This is a genomic window from Pseudomonas sp. DVZ6 (genome assembly GCF_024259445.1).
Classification (GTDB): domain Bacteria; phylum Pseudomonadota; class Gammaproteobacteria; order Pseudomonadales; family Pseudomonadaceae; genus Aquipseudomonas; species Aquipseudomonas peradeniyensis.
Genome location: NZ_JANCLM010000022.1, coordinates 18,335 through 32,997, shown reverse-complemented (window position 1 = coordinate 32,997; position 14,663 = coordinate 18,335). Strand labels below are relative to the sequence as shown.

The 14,663-nt window shown below is 65.4% G+C and carries 14 protein-coding genes; 8 read left to right on the top strand and 6 right to left on the bottom strand.

Annotated features, from left to right (window positions below; all coding sequences use genetic code 11):
- Positions 1–17: 17 nt before the first annotated feature.
- Positions 18–1,607, bottom strand: coding sequence for an ABC transporter substrate-binding protein (locus NMG10_RS14355; protein WP_254464591.1), 1,590 nt, complete (start codon positions 1,605–1,607; stop codon positions 18–20).
- A 362-nt stretch (positions 1,608–1,969) separates the two neighbouring features.
- On the opposite strand from NMG10_RS14355, the gene rpmB reads away from it, so the two are divergent.
- Positions 1,970–2,206 carry a 50S ribosomal protein L28 gene (rpmB, locus tag NMG10_RS14350; protein WP_003258972.1) on the top strand — a complete coding sequence of 79 codons (237 nt, stop codon included), beginning with the start codon at positions 1,970–1,972 and terminating at the stop codon, positions 2,204–2,206.
- Positions 2,207–2,216: 10 nt separating this feature from the next.
- Complete coding sequence (gene rpmG, locus NMG10_RS14345; protein ID WP_003253507.1) at positions 2,217–2,372, top strand: 50S ribosomal protein L33; 156 nt, start codon at positions 2,217–2,219, stop codon at positions 2,370–2,372.
- A 95-nt stretch (positions 2,373–2,467) separates the two neighbouring features.
- On the opposite strand, the gene NMG10_RS14340 is transcribed toward rpmG, so the two are convergent.
- Complete coding sequence (locus tag NMG10_RS14340) at positions 2,468–2,827, bottom strand: cupin domain-containing protein (RefSeq protein ID WP_050707521.1); 360 nt, start codon at positions 2,825–2,827, stop codon at positions 2,468–2,470.
- 196 nt (positions 2,828–3,023) lie between these two features.
- On the opposite strand from NMG10_RS14340, the gene NMG10_RS14335 reads away from it, so the two are divergent.
- Together NMG10_RS14335 and NMG10_RS14330 are read left to right on the top strand one after the other, a co-directional pair.
- Entirely contained in the window at positions 3,024–4,517 is a 1,494-nt protein-coding gene (locus NMG10_RS14335) for an aldehyde dehydrogenase (protein WP_203649416.1), read from the top strand.
- 100 nt (positions 4,518–4,617) lie between these two features.
- On the top strand, positions 4,618–5,757 hold the full coding sequence (locus NMG10_RS14330; protein WP_203649418.1) for an MFS transporter: 1,140 nt from the start codon (positions 4,618–4,620) through the stop codon (positions 5,755–5,757).
- A gap of 109 nt (positions 5,758–5,866) precedes the next feature.
- Here NMG10_RS14330 and NMG10_RS14325 read toward each other — a convergent pair whose 3' ends face one another.
- On the bottom strand, positions 5,867–7,411 hold the full coding sequence (locus NMG10_RS14325) for a phospholipase D family protein (RefSeq protein WP_254464590.1): 1,545 nt from the start codon (positions 7,409–7,411) through the stop codon (positions 5,867–5,869).
- A gap of 60 nt (positions 7,412–7,471) precedes the next feature.
- Entirely contained in the window at positions 7,472–8,902 is a 1,431-nt protein-coding gene (locus NMG10_RS14320; RefSeq protein ID WP_254464589.1) for a PLP-dependent aminotransferase family protein, read from the bottom strand.
- Positions 8,903–9,080: 178 nt separating this feature from the next.
- Between NMG10_RS14320 and NMG10_RS14315 the strand changes: the two genes are divergently transcribed.
- A complete protein-coding gene (locus NMG10_RS14315; protein WP_203649424.1) occupies positions 9,081–9,311 on the top strand; it encodes a DUF1127 domain-containing protein in 231 nt (76 codons plus the stop codon).
- A gap of 159 nt (positions 9,312–9,470) precedes the next feature.
- Here the strand turns inward: NMG10_RS14315 and NMG10_RS14310 are convergent, their stop codons facing one another.
- The gene (locus NMG10_RS14310; protein ID WP_254464588.1) at positions 9,471–10,763 is read right to left on the bottom strand and encodes an FAD-binding oxidoreductase; all 1,293 of its coding nucleotides are present in this window, start codon (positions 10,761–10,763) and stop codon (positions 9,471–9,473) included.
- 169 nt (positions 10,764–10,932) lie between these two features.
- Between NMG10_RS14310 and NMG10_RS14305 the strand changes: the two genes are divergently transcribed.
- Positions 10,933–11,286 carry a YkgJ family cysteine cluster protein gene (locus NMG10_RS14305; protein WP_254464587.1) on the top strand — a complete coding sequence of 118 codons (354 nt, stop codon included), beginning with the start codon at positions 10,933–10,935 and terminating at the stop codon, positions 11,284–11,286.
- A 159-nt stretch (positions 11,287–11,445) separates the two neighbouring features.
- Here the strand turns inward: NMG10_RS14305 and dadR are convergent, their stop codons facing one another.
- A complete protein-coding gene (gene dadR, locus NMG10_RS14300; protein WP_003258963.1) occupies positions 11,446–11,934 on the bottom strand; it encodes a transcriptional regulator DadR in 489 nt (162 codons plus the stop codon).
- 156 nt (positions 11,935–12,090) lie between these two features.
- On the opposite strand from dadR, the gene dadA reads away from it, so the two are divergent.
- Together dadA and alr are read left to right on the top strand one after the other, a co-directional pair.
- The gene (dadA, locus tag NMG10_RS14295) at positions 12,091–13,392 is read left to right on the top strand and encodes a D-amino acid dehydrogenase (RefSeq protein ID WP_186732204.1); all 1,302 of its coding nucleotides are present in this window, start codon (positions 12,091–12,093) and stop codon (positions 13,390–13,392) included.
- Positions 13,393–13,586: 194 nt separating this feature from the next.
- On the top strand, positions 13,587–14,660 hold the full coding sequence (gene alr / locus NMG10_RS14290; protein ID WP_254464586.1) for an alanine racemase: 1,074 nt from the start codon (positions 13,587–13,589) through the stop codon (positions 14,658–14,660).
- Positions 14,661–14,663 lie beyond the last annotated feature (3 nt).

Below are 14,663 nucleotides of genomic sequence, written 5' to 3'. Positions count from 1 at the left end.
TTACCCGCGAAAAGGCCTCAACGGCTGACGGAAACCTTGCTGAAGTCCTGCCGCCCGAACGGGCTCACCTGATAACCCTCGACCCCTTTGTGCAGCAGCGCCGCCGCCGTCGGATGTGCCAGAGGCAGCCACAGCGCCTGCTGCTGGATCAGCGTCTGCGCCTGCTGGTACAGGCGACTGCGCACGCTCTGGTCGTTGGTGGTGCGTCCGGCATTGATCAGTTGGTCCAGGCGGCTGTCGCAGAAGCGCGCGAAGTTGGTCCCGGACTTGACCGCCGCGCAGGCAAACTGCGGGCTGAGGAAGTTGTCCGGGTCGCCATTATCACCGGCCCAGCCCATGAACAGCAGGTCGTGCTCGCCGGCCTTGGCGCGGCGGATCAACTCGCCCCATTCGATGGTGCGGATCTCGGCCTTGATACCGACCTTGGCCAGGTCCGCCTGGAGCATCTGCGCGCCGAGGCTGGGGTTGGGGTTGAGCAGGCTGCCCGCCGGGCGGGTCCAGATCGTGGTCTCGAAGCCCTTGGCCAGGCCGGCCTTGGCCAGCAGCGCCTTGGCCTTCTTCTGGTCCAGGACGTAGCCGGGCAAGTCCTTGGCGTAGCTCCAGGTGTTCGGCGGATAAGGGCCGTTGGCGGCGGTGGCGGTGTCTTCGAACACCGCCTTCAGGTAGGCGGCCTTGTCGAAGGCCAGGTTGATCGCCTGGCGCACCTCGGGCTTGTCCAGCGGCGGGTGCTGGCTGTTGATGGCGACGAAGGCGGTCATGAACGCTGGCGTGGTGACCACCTTGAGGTTGCCGTCCTTGCCGGCTTCGGCGATGTCCAGCGGCTTGGGCGACAGGGCCACCTGGCACTCGCCGCGCTTGAGCTTCTGCAGGCGTACGTTGGCGTCCGGGGTGATGGCGTAGATTAGCGGGTCGACGGACGGTTTGCCGGCGAAGTAGTCGGGGTTGGCGCGGTAGCGCACCACGGCGTCCTTCTGGAAGCGCTGGAAGACGAACGGCCCGGTACCCACCGGCTGGCTGTTGAGCTTGTCCGGGGTGCCGGCCTTGAGCAGCTTGTCGGCGTACTCGGCGGAGTAGATCGAGGCGAAGCCCATGCTCAGGGTGGCCAGGAAGGTGGCGTCGGCGTGGGTCAGGGTGAAGCGCACGGTGTGCGGATCAGGGGCGTCGATCGCCTTGATCAGGCTGCCCAGTTGCAGCGACTGGGCGTGCGGGTAGCCGCCCGGGGCGGTCTTGTGCCAGGCGTGGGCGGGGTAGAGCATGCGCTGGAAGCTGAACAGCACGTCGTCGGCGTCCAGCTCGCGGCTCGGCTTGAAGTACGCCGTGGTGTGGAACTGCACGCCCTGGCGCAGCTTGAAGTCGTAGATCAGGCCATCGGGCGATACCGACCAGCCTTCGGCCAGGCTCGGCACCACCTTGCCGAGGCCGGCGTCGAACTCGACCAGGCGGTTCATCAGCACATCAGCCGAAGCATTGGTGGTGGTCAGCGAGTTGTACTGCACCACATCGAAGCCCTCCGGGCTGGCTTCGGTGCACACCGACAGCGGTGCGGCCTGGGCCAGGCCGGCGGCGTACAGGGCGGTGAAAAACAAGGAAAGGGCGGCGGCACGCATGGTGGCTCCTTGGCTGGTCGGTGGCCCATCTGCCGGTGCAGTCTGGAAATGGCCCTACCCTAGTGCGCGCTACACGAAATGACCACCTTCTTTTTCAGGCGCTTGGCGACGAGCGGTCGACAGTGCGGCGGGCGAGTCGTTATGCTGCTCCCCCGCAATTTGCAGCACGTGGATGCTCACTTTCTGTTGTTGCGGCGTAGTCTTTCTGGTATAAAGCAGCGCTCTTTTCTAGGGGCTCGGCCTGTCGCATCAGCGAATCCGGTCGATAAGACCTCCAGAATCACGGCGCCTGGCGCCAAAGACTGAGAGATTAAGCGGCCAACCCATGCCGGGTTGGGCATGTGGTTTTAGAGGGCTGAGTCATGTCGAGAGTCTGTCAAGTTACTGGTAAGGGTCCAGTAACCGGGAACAACATTTCCCACGCAAACAACAAAACCCGTCGTCGTTTCCTGCCGAACCTGCAGCACCACCGTTTCTGGGTTGAGTCCGAGAAGCGTTTCGTGCGTCTGCGCGTATCCGCCAAAGGCATGCGCGTCATTGACAAGCGTGGTATCGACGTAGTGCTGGCCGAGCTGCGCGCTCGCGGCGAAAAGTTCTAAGGAGAACGTCATGCGTGAATTGATCCGTCTGGTTTCGAGTGCCGGCACCGGCCACTTCTACACCACCGACAAGAACAAGCGCACCACCCCGGACAAGATCGAGATCAAGAAATACGATCCGGTCGTCCGTAAGCACGTGGTGTACAAGGAAGCCAAGATCAAGTAATTGATCGGCGACCTGAGAAAACCCGCTACCGCAAGGTGGCGGGTTTTTTTATGCCTGCGAATCGGCAATCGCGGGGCAAGCCCGCTCCCACAAGGTTACTTCTGCTCGAACAGCACATAGATCTTGCGGCAGGGCTCCAGCACTTCCCAGGTGCCCTTGAAGCCGGCCGGGATGACGAACCGATCACCGGCACGCAGGGTCTTGGCGTTGCCTTCCTGGTCGCGCAGCACCGACACGCCCTGGACGATCTCGCAGTACTCGTGTTCGGTATAGCTCACCGTCCACTGGCCCACCTCGCCCTCCCAGACGCCGGCGGCGAACTGGCCGCAAGGGCTGGAATAGTGGTTGTAGACAGCCTGGTCAGGCTCGCCCTTGAGGATTTTCTCCGCCGCCGGGCGGTAGCGTTCGGCCTCGGTGAGAACCTGGGCAAAGTCGACGATACTGGCGATGCTCATGGTGATTACCCTGTTGTTGTTTAATAAAATGCACATCAGTAGGCGTTTAGGCCATTCGTGTCAAATATATTGATAGTTTGTCCGCCCTGGTTTAGGGTGTCGGATGCCGGTGTGCGTTCGTCGCCCGGCCAGAATTTCTGACAGCGCCCGTGAGTCCTCAGTGCGGCGTTGCACCTTAACAAGAGAGGAGTTTCCTATGACCACCCTGACTCGTGCGGACTGGGAACAGCGTGCCCAGCAACTGAAGATCGAAGGCCGCGCCTTCATCAACGGCGAATACACCGATGCCGCATCCGGTGAAACCTTCGACTGCCTGAGCCCGGTGGACGGACGCTTCCTGGCCAAGGTCGCCAGCTGCGACCTGGCCGACGCCAACCGCGCCGTCGACAACGCCCGCGCCGTGTTCGAATCCGGCGTCTGGTCGCGCCTGGCCCCGGCCAAGCGCAAGGCCAAGCTGATCCGCTTCGCCGACCTGCTGCGCAAGCACGTCGAGGAACTGGCCCTGCTCGAAACCCTCGACATGGGCAAGCCGATCGGTGACTCCTCCTCCATCGACATTCCGGGCGCGGCCCAGGCCATCCACTGGACTGCCGAAGCCATCGACAAAGTCTACGACGAAGTCGCCCCGACCCCGCACGATCAGTTGGGTCTGGTGACCCGTGAGCCAGTAGGCGTGGTCGGCGCCATCGTACCGTGGAACTTCCCGCTGCTGATGGCCTGCTGGAAGCTGGGCCCGGCCCTGGCCACCGGTAACTCCATCGTCCTGAAACCGTCGGAAAAATCGCCGCTGACCGCCATCCGCATCGCCCAACTGGCCATCGAGGCCGGTATCCCGGCAGGCGTGCTGAACGTGCTGCCAGGCTACGGCCACACCGTGGGCAAGGCCCTGGCCCTGCACATGGATGTCGACACCCTGGTGTTCACCGGCTCCACCAAGATCGCCAAGCAGCTGATGGTCTACGCGGGCGAGTCGAACATGAAGCGCGTCTGGCTGGAAGCTGGCGGCAAGAGCCCGAACATCGTCTTCGCCGACGCCCCTGACCTGCAGGCCGCCGCCGAGGCCGCCGCCAGCGCCATCGCCTTCAACCAGGGCGAGGTCTGCACCGCGGGTTCGCGCCTGCTGGTCGAGCGTTCGATCAAGGACAAGTTCCTGCCCATGGTGGTCGAGGCCCTCAAGGCCTGGAAACCGGGCAACCCGCTGGATCCGGCGACCACCGTCGGTGCGCTGGTCGACACCCAGCAGATGAACACCGTGCTGTCGTACATCGACGCCGGTCACCAGGACGGCGCCAAGCTGCTGGCCGGTGGCAAGCGTATCCTCGAAGAGACTGGTGGCACCTATGTCGAGCCGACCATCTTCGACGGCGTGACCAACGCCATGAAGATCGCCAAGGAAGAGATCTTCGGCCCGGTGCTGTCGGTGATCACCTTCGACACCGCCGAGGAAGCCATCGCCATCGCCAACGACACGCCGTATGGCCTGGCCGCCGGCATCTGGACCGCGGACATCTCCAAGGCCCACAAGACTGCCCGCGCCGTGCGCGCCGGCAGCGTCTGGGTCAACCAGTACGACGGCGGCGACATGACTGCGCCGTTCGGTGGCTTCAAGCAGTCGGGCAACGGCCGTGACAAGTCGCTGCATGCGCTGGATAAGTACACCGAGCTGAAGGCGACCTGGATCAAGCTGTAATCAGGTAGCGTCTTTTCGCGGGGCAAGCCCGCTCCCACGTCAGTCGTGGGAGCGGGCTTGCCCCGCGATGCTTTTTGCCAGATTTTTTCCGGAGGCCGCTATGCGTTGGGGAACCTACTTTGCCGTCCTGGCGTCGGTGCTCAGTGTCGGGCTCGCGCTCGGTGTGAGCATGCCGCTGGTGTCCCTGCGCCTGGAGGGTTGGGGCTACGGCGGGTTCGCCATCGGCGTGATGGCGGCGATGCCGGCGCTTGGCGTGCTGGTCGGCGCTGCCATTGCCAGCCGTCTGGCCGGCTGGATCGGCGTCCCGGCCGCCATGCGCCTGTGCCTGTGGGGCGGGGCACTGTCCATCGGCTTGGTGGCGCTGTTGCCCAGCTACCCGCTGTGGCTGTTGCTGCGGCTGATGATCGGCATGTCGCTGACCGTGGTGTTCATCCTCGGCGAAAGCTGGATCAACCAGTTGGTGGTCGAGCAGTGGCGTGGCCGATTGGTGGCGCTGTACGGCAGCAGCTATGCCCTGAGCCAGCTGGCCGGCCCGCTGGTGCTGGGCTTTCTCGGTTCGGACGACGACTTTGGTTTCTGGGCGGCGACCGGGCTGTTGCTGGTTGCGCCGTTGATCCTGTTGGGCCGAGGTGGGGCACCGAGTACCGAGGCCTGTAGCGTTACTTTCCGCGACCTGTTCGGGTTCTGTCGGCGCTTGCCAGTGATCGCATGGGCCATTGCGCTGTTCGCGGCGTTCGAAGCGATGATCCTCACCCTGCTGCCGGTGTATTGCCTGCAACAGGGGTTCACCACGGAGGTGGCGCTGTTCATGGTCAGTACCGTGGTGGTGGGCGATGCGGTACTGCAATTGCCGATTGGCGCGCTGGCCGACCGTATGTCGCGACGCACGCTGTTCAGTGGTTGCGCGCTGACCTTGCTGGTTTCCAGCCTGGCGATTCCGTTGCTGTTGCACACACCGGTGATCTGGCCGCTGTGGGTGCTGTTCGGTGCCAGTGCGGGTGGCTTGTTCACCTTGTCGCTGGTACTGATCGGCGAGCGCTACCGGGACGACGAGCTGGTGCGGGCCAATGCCCATGTGGCGCAGCTGTGGGGCATCGGTTGCCTGCTTGGGCCGTTGCTGGCCGGGGCGGGGAGCCAGTGGATCAGCGGGCACGCGCTGCCGTTGCTGATGGCGGTGGGGGCGGCGGGGTTGGTGGTGCTGACCCGGCGGCGGGATGCCTTCGAGCCGGCGTCGGCCTGAGCCATCGCAGCCCATCGCGGCACAAGGCCGCTCCTACAGAAGATCGCGGTCCCCTGTAGGAGCGGCCTTGTGCCGCGAAAGGGGCGCAAAGCGCCCCCGGAAATCCCAGCTACAACATCTTCTCCAGCCCGACCGCCTTGCTGATCCAGGCATTGAAGCGTCGCCATATCCCCCCCGGCTCGGTCAGCAGCATATGCCGCTGGCCATTGTCCTCGGTCGCCCAGGCCAGTTTCCCGTCCACCAGCTTCACCTCGTAGCTCAGCGCCGGCGCCATGCCCTGCACGGCCAGGTCGCGGGTGTATTCGGCCAGCTCCGGGCTGTCCACCAGCACCCCGACCTCGGTATTCCACAGCACCGAGCGCGGGTCGAAGTTGAACGAACCGATGAAGGTCTTGCGCCGGTCGAACACCATGGCCTTGCTGTGCAGGCTCGAATCGGAGCTGCCATGCAAGCCCAGGCGTGGCCGAGGGGCGCCGGGCTGGCGACGCAGCTCGTACAGTTGCACGCCATGCTCGAGCAGGGCACGGCGGTAGGGCGCGTAGCCACCGTGCACGGCCGGTACGTCGGTGGCTTCGAGGGCGTTGGTCAGCAGCTTGACCGAGGTGCCGGCGTCGGCGCGGCTGGTCAGGTACAGCAGCCCCGGCTCGCCGGGCACGAAATAGGCGGATACCAGGATCAGTTCCTTGTGCACACCGTTCAGCTCCGGGGCCAACTGCCGACTCATCAGCAATCGTGGATCCGGCTCGTCGTCCGCCAGCACCTTGCTTGGGGCATCCCACAAGGCTTGGCTGTGGGCCCAGATCAGCTCGTTGCGCCATACGTCCAGGCGCGGCTGCGACTGGTAGGCCATCAGGCGGTCGTACAGCGCCTTGCGCTCGACCCGCGCCTCGGCCAGCGACACCTCCAGGCGCTGGCGACTGGCGAACAGGTCATCGGCATCGGGCTGACGCCAGAGGAAATCGCCGATGGGGCGGCTCAGGGCGCTGTTCCAGTACTGGTCGAAACTGTGGCCGAGCTGCTCGGCTACCGGGCCCACGCCCAGCAGGTCGATGTCGGTGAAGTTGAGGTTGGGCTCGGCGTCGAAGTACTCGTCGCCCAGGTTGCGACCGCCGACGATGGCCATGCTGTTGTCCACCAGGAACAGCTTGTTGTGCATGCGCCGGTGCTGGCGCGACAGGTTGAACAGTCGCCCTACCGCGCGGGTGACGCCGGTGCTGCGCCCCAGGTGCAGCGGGTTGAACACGCGGATGTGGATGTTCGGGTGGGCGGCGAGGGTGCCCATCAGGCTGTCCAGGCCGTCGCTGGTGGTGTCGTCGAGCAGGATGCGCACACGCACGCCGCGGTCGGCGGCGCGCAGCAGTTCGTGGACCAGGGCGCGGGTACTGAGGCCGTCGTGGACGATGTAGTACTGCAGGTCGATGCTTGTCCGGGCGTTGCGGATCAGCTCGGCGCGGGCGCGGAACGCCTCGTTGCTGTTGGGCAGCAGACGGAAGCCCGAGCGCCCCTCGTAAGGCGCGGCCTGGCGCTGCACCGAGCGACCGAACGCCGAGTCGGCTGCCGGTAATGCCTGGCTGACTTCACGCGGTGTACCGACGCTGGCGCAGCCAAACAGGCCGAGCGCCAGCAGCAGAGGCAGGGCTCGCTGGAGTCTCAAGGGTGGATCGTCCTGTGCAGCAAGGGCTTATGGGGTTGGACCGTGGAAGGCGGCGCAAAGTTACCCGCCGCCGTTCTCGGCCTCCAGTAGACGAAGGGCGGTTTCACCGACCTTGCGCACGGCGGCTTCGATCTGCGCCGTGGGCCGGGCGGCGAAGTTCATGCGCAGGCAGTTGCGGTACTTGCCCGAGGCCGAGAAGATGCTGCCCACGGCAATCTGCACGCCTTGCTCCAGTAAAGCGCGGTTCAGGCGCAGCGTATCGAAACTTTCCGGCAATTCAACCCACAGCATGAAGCCCCCTTGGGGCCTGCTGGCGCGGGTGCCCGGCGGGAAGTGGCGGGTCACCCAGTCGCACATCTGGTCGCGGCCGCGCTGGTACTGGCTGCGCATGCGCCGCAGGTGCGGCTGGTAGTGGCCTTCGGCGATGAAATCGGCGATTGCCAGCTGTGGCTGGCAGGCGGTGCTGCCGGTGCTGATGTACTTCATGTGCAGCACCCGCTCCAGGTAGCGCCCCGGGGCTACCCAGCCGACCCGCAGGCCAGGGGCCAGGGTCTTGGAGAATGAACTGCAGAGCAGCACGCGGCCATCGTCGTCGAACGACTTGATGGTGCGCGGACGTGGATAGGTGTAGGCCAGGTCGCCATACACATCGTCTTCGAGGATCGCCACGTCGTAGCGCTGGGCGAGGGTCAGCAGGGCCTTCTTGCGCGCCTCAGGCATGATGTAGCCCATCGGGTTGTTGCAGCTGGGGGTGATCTGGATGAGCTTGATCGGCCACTGTTCCAGGGCCAGCTCCAGGGCCTCCAGGCTGATGCCGGTGATCGGGTCGGTGGGGATCTCCAGGGCTTTCATGCCCAGGCCCTTCAGCGTCTGCATGGCGCCGTGGAAGCTGGGCGAATCGACCGCGACGATGTCGCCGGGCTGGCACACCGCGCGAATGCTGCACGACAGCGCTTCGTGGCAGCCGGTGGTTACCACCAGGTCGGCTGGGCCCAGACGGCAGCCGGAGTCGAGCATCAGTCGGGCGATCTGCTCGCGCAGCTGGGCGTTGCCGTGGATGTTGTCGTAGTACAGGCCAGGCATGTCCATGCGCCGGCTGATCTGCGCCAGGCTGCGCAGCAGCGGTTTGAGGGTGGGGCTGTCGACGTCGGGCATGCCGCGACCGAGCTGGATCACATCCGGGCGCGGGGTGGCGCGGACCAGCTCCAGCACCTGTTCCCACTGGGAGATATCCACAGGCCGCTGGGCCGGGCGACTGATGTCGGGCAGGGCCGGGAGCTGGCGATCCTCGGCGACGAAATAGCCGGACTTGGGCCGTGGCGATACCAGGCCGTTGTCCTCCAGCAGGCGGTAGGCCTGCTGTACGGTGCTCAGGCTGACGCCGTGCTCGACGCTCAGGGCGCGCACCGAGGGCAGGCGCTGGCCGGGGCGGTAGAGGCCTTGCTCGATACGCGAGCCGAGCAGTTCGGCGAGGTTGAGGTAGAGCGTCACGGCATACTCCTGCGCGTTTTGCGGGTCGATGACCGATACAGATGGCTGGAAAATACGTCATTCAGCCGACTTTTCGCCAATTCTGTATGGGAATAATAAGTCATTGTTGGGTCTGTATTGTCGAAGGTGCGAGCGCGCATGCTTTCTCCACGGTATCAACTGATGGGAGAACGCAGTGATGGGTGGCTTGAGCGATGTGCGCTTGCAACTGTTGCCTGGTGAACTCGAGGCTGGTCAGCGGCCCAGGGTATTCAATGCGCCGGCTGGCTTGAGTCGTTGGGGCCTGATGCTGCATCGCTGGCGGACCCGCAGGGCGCTGCTGCAACTGGATGATCGGCAGTTGCGCGATATCGGGCTGACTTGGGAACAGGCGCGACAGGAAGGGCGCAAGCCTTTCTGGAAGGATTGAGCCGATCTCCTGTAGGAGCGGCCTTGCCGAGGCGTCGGACCGGCCGGAAAGGGCTGCACAGCAGCCCCGGCCATCTTCAGTCTGATTCGAGACCCTGGGGCCGCGCTGCGGCCCTTTCGCGGCACAAGGCCGCTCCTACAGGGGAGTGCTGAATTCGACTCAAACCAGTTCTTTGAGCCGGTACCAAAGCATCCCCAGCGCCAGCAGCGGCGAGCGCAGCAGCTTGCCGCCGGGGAAGGTGGTGTGCGGCACCTTGGCGAACAGGTCGAAACGTCCACCCTGCTGGCCGCTGATGGCCTCGCCGAGCAGGCGCCCGGCCAGGTGGGTGGCGTTGAGCCCATGGCCGGAATAGGCCTGGGCGTAGTAGACGTTTGGCTGGCTGGCCAGGCGGCCGATCTGTGGCAGGCGGTTGGCGCCGATGCCGATCATGCCGCCCCACTGGTAGTCGATGCGCACATCGGCCAGCTGCGGGAACACCTGGAGCATCTTCGGTTGCATGTAGGCGGCGATGTCCTGCGGATCCCGGCCCGAGTAGTGGCAGGCGCCGCCGAACAGCAATCGGTGGTCGGCGGACAGCCGGTAGTAGTCCAGCGCCACGCGCTGGTCGCACACCGCCATGTTCTGCGGCAGCAACTGGCGGGCGCGCTCTTCGCCCAGGGGCTCGGTGGCGATGATGTAGCTGCCGGCGGGCAGCACCTTGCCGCCCAGCTCGCGGTTGAGGTCGTTGTGGTAGGCGTTGCAGCACAGCACCAGGGTCTTGGCGCGCACCCGGCCCTGGGCGGTGTGCACCTTCACCTCGGGGCCATACTCGATGCGGGTTACTTCAGACTGCTCGTACAGGCCAACGCCCAGGCGGCTGGCCACGGCGGCTTCGCCGAGTGCCAGGTTGAGCGGGTGCAGGTGGCCCGAACCCATGTCGACCAGGCCACCGACATAGCGGTCGGAGCCCACCACCGAGTGCATGTCGCCGGGCTGCACCAGGCGCAGTTCGTGGCGATAGCCCAGGCTGCGCAGTTCCTCGGCGTCCTCGGCGAAGCCTTGCAGTTCGGCGGGTTTGTTGGCCAGGTCGCAGTAGCCCCAGGTCAGGTCGCAGTCGATGCCATGGCGCTCGACGCGGTCGCGGACGATCTCCACGGCCTCCAGGCCCATGAGCTTCAGGCTGCGAACACCGTCTTCACCGAGCACCGGGAGAAACTGCTCCAGGCCGTGGCCGACGCCGCGGATAAGCTGGCCGCCGTTGCGGCCGCTGGCGCCCCAGCCGAGCTTGCGGGCTTCCAGGAGGATCACCGAGAAACCGCGCTCGGCCAGTTCGATGGCGGTGTTCAGGCCCGAGTAGCCGCCGCCGACGATGCATACGTCGGCGCTGTGCTCGCCTTGCAGAAACGGATGGTCTGGGTGTGGCGCGCTGCTGGCGGCGTAGTAAGAGGCGGCGTGCTGCGCGCTGTGGACCATGGGGTGATTCCTGGGTTGGGACGAAAGGGGGAAGGATAGGCAACTGCCCAATCGCGGGGCAAGTCGCATCGGCGCACCGCCGCTCCCACGCTTACGTACTGGCGTGGGAGCCGGCTTGCCCCGCGATTGGGCTTATAATTCAACCTCATTCATCGCACTGTCCTCGGTCATGTCCTGCAACCGCCACAAGATCCACTTCCTGCGCGAACTCATTCCCTCGTTCGAGTGCGAGCCCGGCTGCCACGATTGCTGCGGCCCGGTCACCACGTCCGCCGAGGAGATGGCCCGCCTGCCGCGCAAGACCCAGGCCGAGCAGGACGCCGCCCTGGAGCGCCTGGACTGCGTGCACCTGGGGCCGAACGGCTGCACGGTCTATGAAGAGCGCCCGATGATCTGCCGACTGTTCGGCACCACCCCGCGCCTGGCCTGCCCCCGTGGCCGAGGGCCGGCGCAGCCTATCGAGCCTGAGGCCGAGCAACTGGTCCACCAGTTCATCGCCACGACCCGTCAGGTGCTGGTCTGAGGCCTTGGCTCTGTACGAAATGTATCTGCACTCGCCCATACTGCGTTGAAACGGGGCTCGGAATGCTCATGTACTCCAGTACAGTCGGGCGCGACCCCGGCCGTTCCTCCCCCCGTTTCGCCTTGTCTGGCCTTCGCGCAGACACATTTCGTACAGACCCTAGTCCGGGATCGGCAGGCACAGGCTCTCTTTCACTTCTTCCATCACGATGTAGCTCTTCGACTCGCGCACATGGGGCAGCTTGAGCAGGATGTCGCCGAGCAGCTTGCGGTACGAGGCCATCTCCGAGATCCGCGCCTTCACCAGGTAGTCGAAGTCGCCCGACACCAGGTGGCATTCCAGCACATGGGGCAGCTTGAGCACGGCGCGGCGGAATTCCTCGAAGGTGTCGCCGGACTTGTAGTCCAGGCTGATCTCGACGAACACCAGCAGGCTGCCCTTCAGGTGCTGCGGATTGAGTCGGGCGTTGTAGCCCATGATGATCCCCTCGCGCTCCAGGCGCCGTACGCGCTCGGTGCAAGGGGTGGTGGACAGCCCGACCTTCTCGCCCAGTTCGGTGAAGGAAATACGCCCGTCATTCTGCAGGATCCGCAGGATGTTGCGGTCGATCTTGTCCAGTTCACGTTTGCTCTGGTGCTGGGTTCTCATAGGGGATGCCCCTCCGTGAAAGGCGATTTTGCCGAGAATTCTCGCCAAATATAGCTGCTTATATAGTGAATAGCACTGGCTTGAGATTCATATACTGCGCGCATCCATGCCATTTCAACAAAAGACTGCGGCGAGCCGCGTGCGAGGGATACAACAATGCGAGTTCTGGTACTTGGTAGCGGTGTGATCGGTACCGCCAGTGCCTACTATCTGGCCCGGCAAGGTTTCGAGGTCACGGTGGTCGATCGCCAGCCGGCGGTGGCCATGGAAACCAGCTTCGCCAACGCAGGCCAGATCTCGCCCGGCTATGCCTCGCCCTGGGCCGCCCCGGGCGTGCCGCTCAAGGCCATCAAGTGGCTGCTGGAGCGCCACGCGCCCCTGGCCATCAAGCTGACCGGCGACGTCGACCAGTACCTGTGGATGGCGCAGATGCTGCGCAACTGCACCGCCAGCCGTTATGCGGTGAACAAGGAGCGCATGGTGCGCCTGTCCGAGTACAGCCGCGACTGCCTCGACGAGCTGCGCGCCGAAACCGGCATTGCCTACGAAAACCGCAGCCTGGGCACTACCCAGCTGTTCCGCACCCAGGCCCAGGTGGACGCCGCGGCCAAGGACATCGCCGTGCTGGAACAATCCGGCGTGCCATACGAGCTGCTCGACCGCGATGGCATCGCCCGCGTCGAACCGGCCCTGGCCGGGGTGAAGGACATCCTCGCCGGTGCCCTGCGCCTGCCCAACGACCAGACCGGCGACTGCCAGCTGTTCACCACCAAGCTCGCCGAGATGGCCATCAAGCTGGGCGTCGAGTTCCGCTTCGGCCAGGACATCCAGCGCCTGGACGTCGCCGGCGACCGCATCAACGGCGTGTGGATAGACGGCAAGCTGGAAACCGCCGACCGCTACGTGCTGGCCCTGGGCAGCTACTCGCCGCAGCTGCTCAAGCCGCTGGGCATCAAGGCCCCGGTCTACCCGCTCAAGGGTTACTCACTGACCGTGCCGATCACCAACGGCGACATGGCGCCGACCTCGACCATCCTGGACGAGACCTACAAGGTCGCCATCACCCGTTTCGACGACCGCATCCGTGTCGGCGGCATGGCCGAGATCGCCGGTTTTGACCTGTCGCTGAACCCGCGTCGGCGCGAAACACTGGAGATGATCGTCAACGACCTTTATCCTCGCGGCGGCGACCTGAGCCAGGCGAGCTTCTGGACCGGCCTGCGCCCGGCCACCCCGGACGGCACCCCGATCGTCGGGGCGACCAAGTTCCGTAACCTGTTCCTCAACACCGGTCACGGCACCCTGGGCTGGACCATGGCCTGCGGTTCCGGTCGCCTGCTGGCGGACCTGATCGCGCGCAAGAAGCCGCAGATCAGTGCCGAAGGCCTGGACATCTCGCGTTATGGCAACAGCCGCGAGATCGCCAAGCATGGCCAGCCGGCGCCTGCGCACCAGTAAGCGGGCGTCTGCGCCGGCCCTTTCGCGGGTAAACCCGCTCCCACAGGTTTGTGCTGCCCCCTGTGGGAGCGGGTTTACCCGCGAAGAAGTTCACACCGATTGACCTGTTCCCTCACCCCGGCGCGGTGGGTACCTACCCCCATCTGCCGCGCCGGGGCTTTATCGATAACCAGAACTGCCAGAAGGCTGCCGCCATGCGTCCCGCCCGTGCCCTGATCGACCTCCAAGCCCTCCGTCACAACTACCGTCTGGCCCGTGAGCTGACCGGCGCCAAGGCCCTGGCCGTGGTCAAGGCCGACGCCTACGGCCATGGCGCGGTGCGTTGCGCCCTGGCGCTCGAGCCCGAGGCCGACGGTTTTGCCGTGGCCTGCATCGAGGAAGCCCTGGAGCTGCGCGCGGCGGGCATCAAGGCACCGGTGCTGCTGCTTGAAGGGTTCTTCGAGGCCAGCGAGCTGGCGCTGATCGCCGAGCACGACCTGTGGTGCGTGGTGCATTCGCTGTGGCAGCTGGAAGCGCTCGAGCAGACCTCGGTGCGCAAGCCGCTGACCATCTGGCTGAAGATGGATACCGGCATGCACCGCGTCGGCGTGCACCCCAAGGACTACCACGACGCCTACCAGCGCCTGCTGGCCAGCGGCAAGGTGTCGCGCATCGTGCTGATGAGTCACTTCGCCCGCGCCGACGAGCTCGATGCCGCCGCCACCGAGCAGCAGGTCGCCGTGTTCGAGGCCGCACGCCAGGGCCTGGCTGCCGAGTGCAGCCTGCGCAACTCACCGGCCGTGCTGGGCTGGCCGAGCATCAAGAGCGACTGGGTGCGCCCGGGCATCATGCTCTACGGCGCCACGCCGTTCGAGGTGGCGCAGGCCGAAGCGGCCCGCCTGCAACCGGTGATGACCCTGCAATCGCGGATCATTAGCGTGCGCGAGCTGCCGGCCGGCGAACCGGTGGGCTACGGCGCCAAGTTCCTCAGCCCGCGCCCGACCCGCGTGGGCGTTGTCGCCATGGGCTATGCCGACGGCTACCCACGCCAGGCGCCCACCGGCACCCCGGTGGTGGTGGCCGGCAAGCGCACCCAGCTGATCGGCCGGGTGTCGATGGACATGCTCTGCGTCGACCTCACCGAGGTGCCCGAGGCCACCGTCGGCAGCCCGGTGGAGCTGTGGGGCAAGCAAGTCCTGGCCAGCGACGTGGCGATGCAGGCCGGGACCATTCCGTACCAGATTTTCTGCAATCTCAAACGCGTGCCACTGGACTATATCGGCGAATAAGGC

Excerpts from the sequence above, each read along its gene's own strand:
- NMG10_RS14305 (WP_254464587.1), top strand. The coding sequence starts at position 10,933 with ATGTCCTGCAACCGCCACAAGATCCACTTCCTGCGCGAACTCATTCCC.
- NMG10_RS14335 (WP_203649416.1), top strand. The coding sequence starts at position 3,024 with ATGACCACCCTGACTCGTGCGGACTGGGAACAGCGTGCCCAGCAACTG.
- NMG10_RS14340 (WP_050707521.1), bottom strand. The coding sequence starts at position 2,827 with ATGAGCATCGCCAGTATCGTCGACTTTGCCCAGGTTCTCACCGAGGCC.
- dadA (WP_186732204.1), top strand. The coding sequence starts at position 12,091 with ATGCGAGTTCTGGTACTTGGTAGCGGTGTGATCGGTACCGCCAGTGCC.
- NMG10_RS14310 (WP_254464588.1), bottom strand. The coding sequence starts at position 10,763 with ATGGTCCACAGCGCGCAGCACGCCGCCTCTTACTACGCCGCCAGCAGC.
- dadR (WP_003258963.1), bottom strand. The coding sequence starts at position 11,934 with ATGAGAACCCAGCACCAGAGCAAACGTGAACTGGACAAGATCGACCGC.
- alr (WP_254464586.1), top strand. The coding sequence starts at position 13,587 with ATGCGTCCCGCCCGTGCCCTGATCGACCTCCAAGCCCTCCGTCACAAC.
- NMG10_RS14315 (WP_203649424.1), top strand. The coding sequence starts at position 9,081 with ATGGGTGGCTTGAGCGATGTGCGCTTGCAACTGTTGCCTGGTGAACTC.
- rpmG (WP_003253507.1), top strand. The coding sequence starts at position 2,217 with ATGCGTGAATTGATCCGTCTGGTTTCGAGTGCCGGCACCGGCCACTTC.
- NMG10_RS14355 (WP_254464591.1), bottom strand. The coding sequence starts at position 1,607 with ATGCGTGCCGCCGCCCTTTCCTTGTTTTTCACCGCCCTGTACGCCGCC.
- NMG10_RS14330 (WP_203649418.1), top strand. The coding sequence starts at position 4,618 with ATGCGTTGGGGAACCTACTTTGCCGTCCTGGCGTCGGTGCTCAGTGTC.
- rpmB (WP_003258972.1), top strand. The coding sequence starts at position 1,970 with ATGTCGAGAGTCTGTCAAGTTACTGGTAAGGGTCCAGTAACCGGGAAC.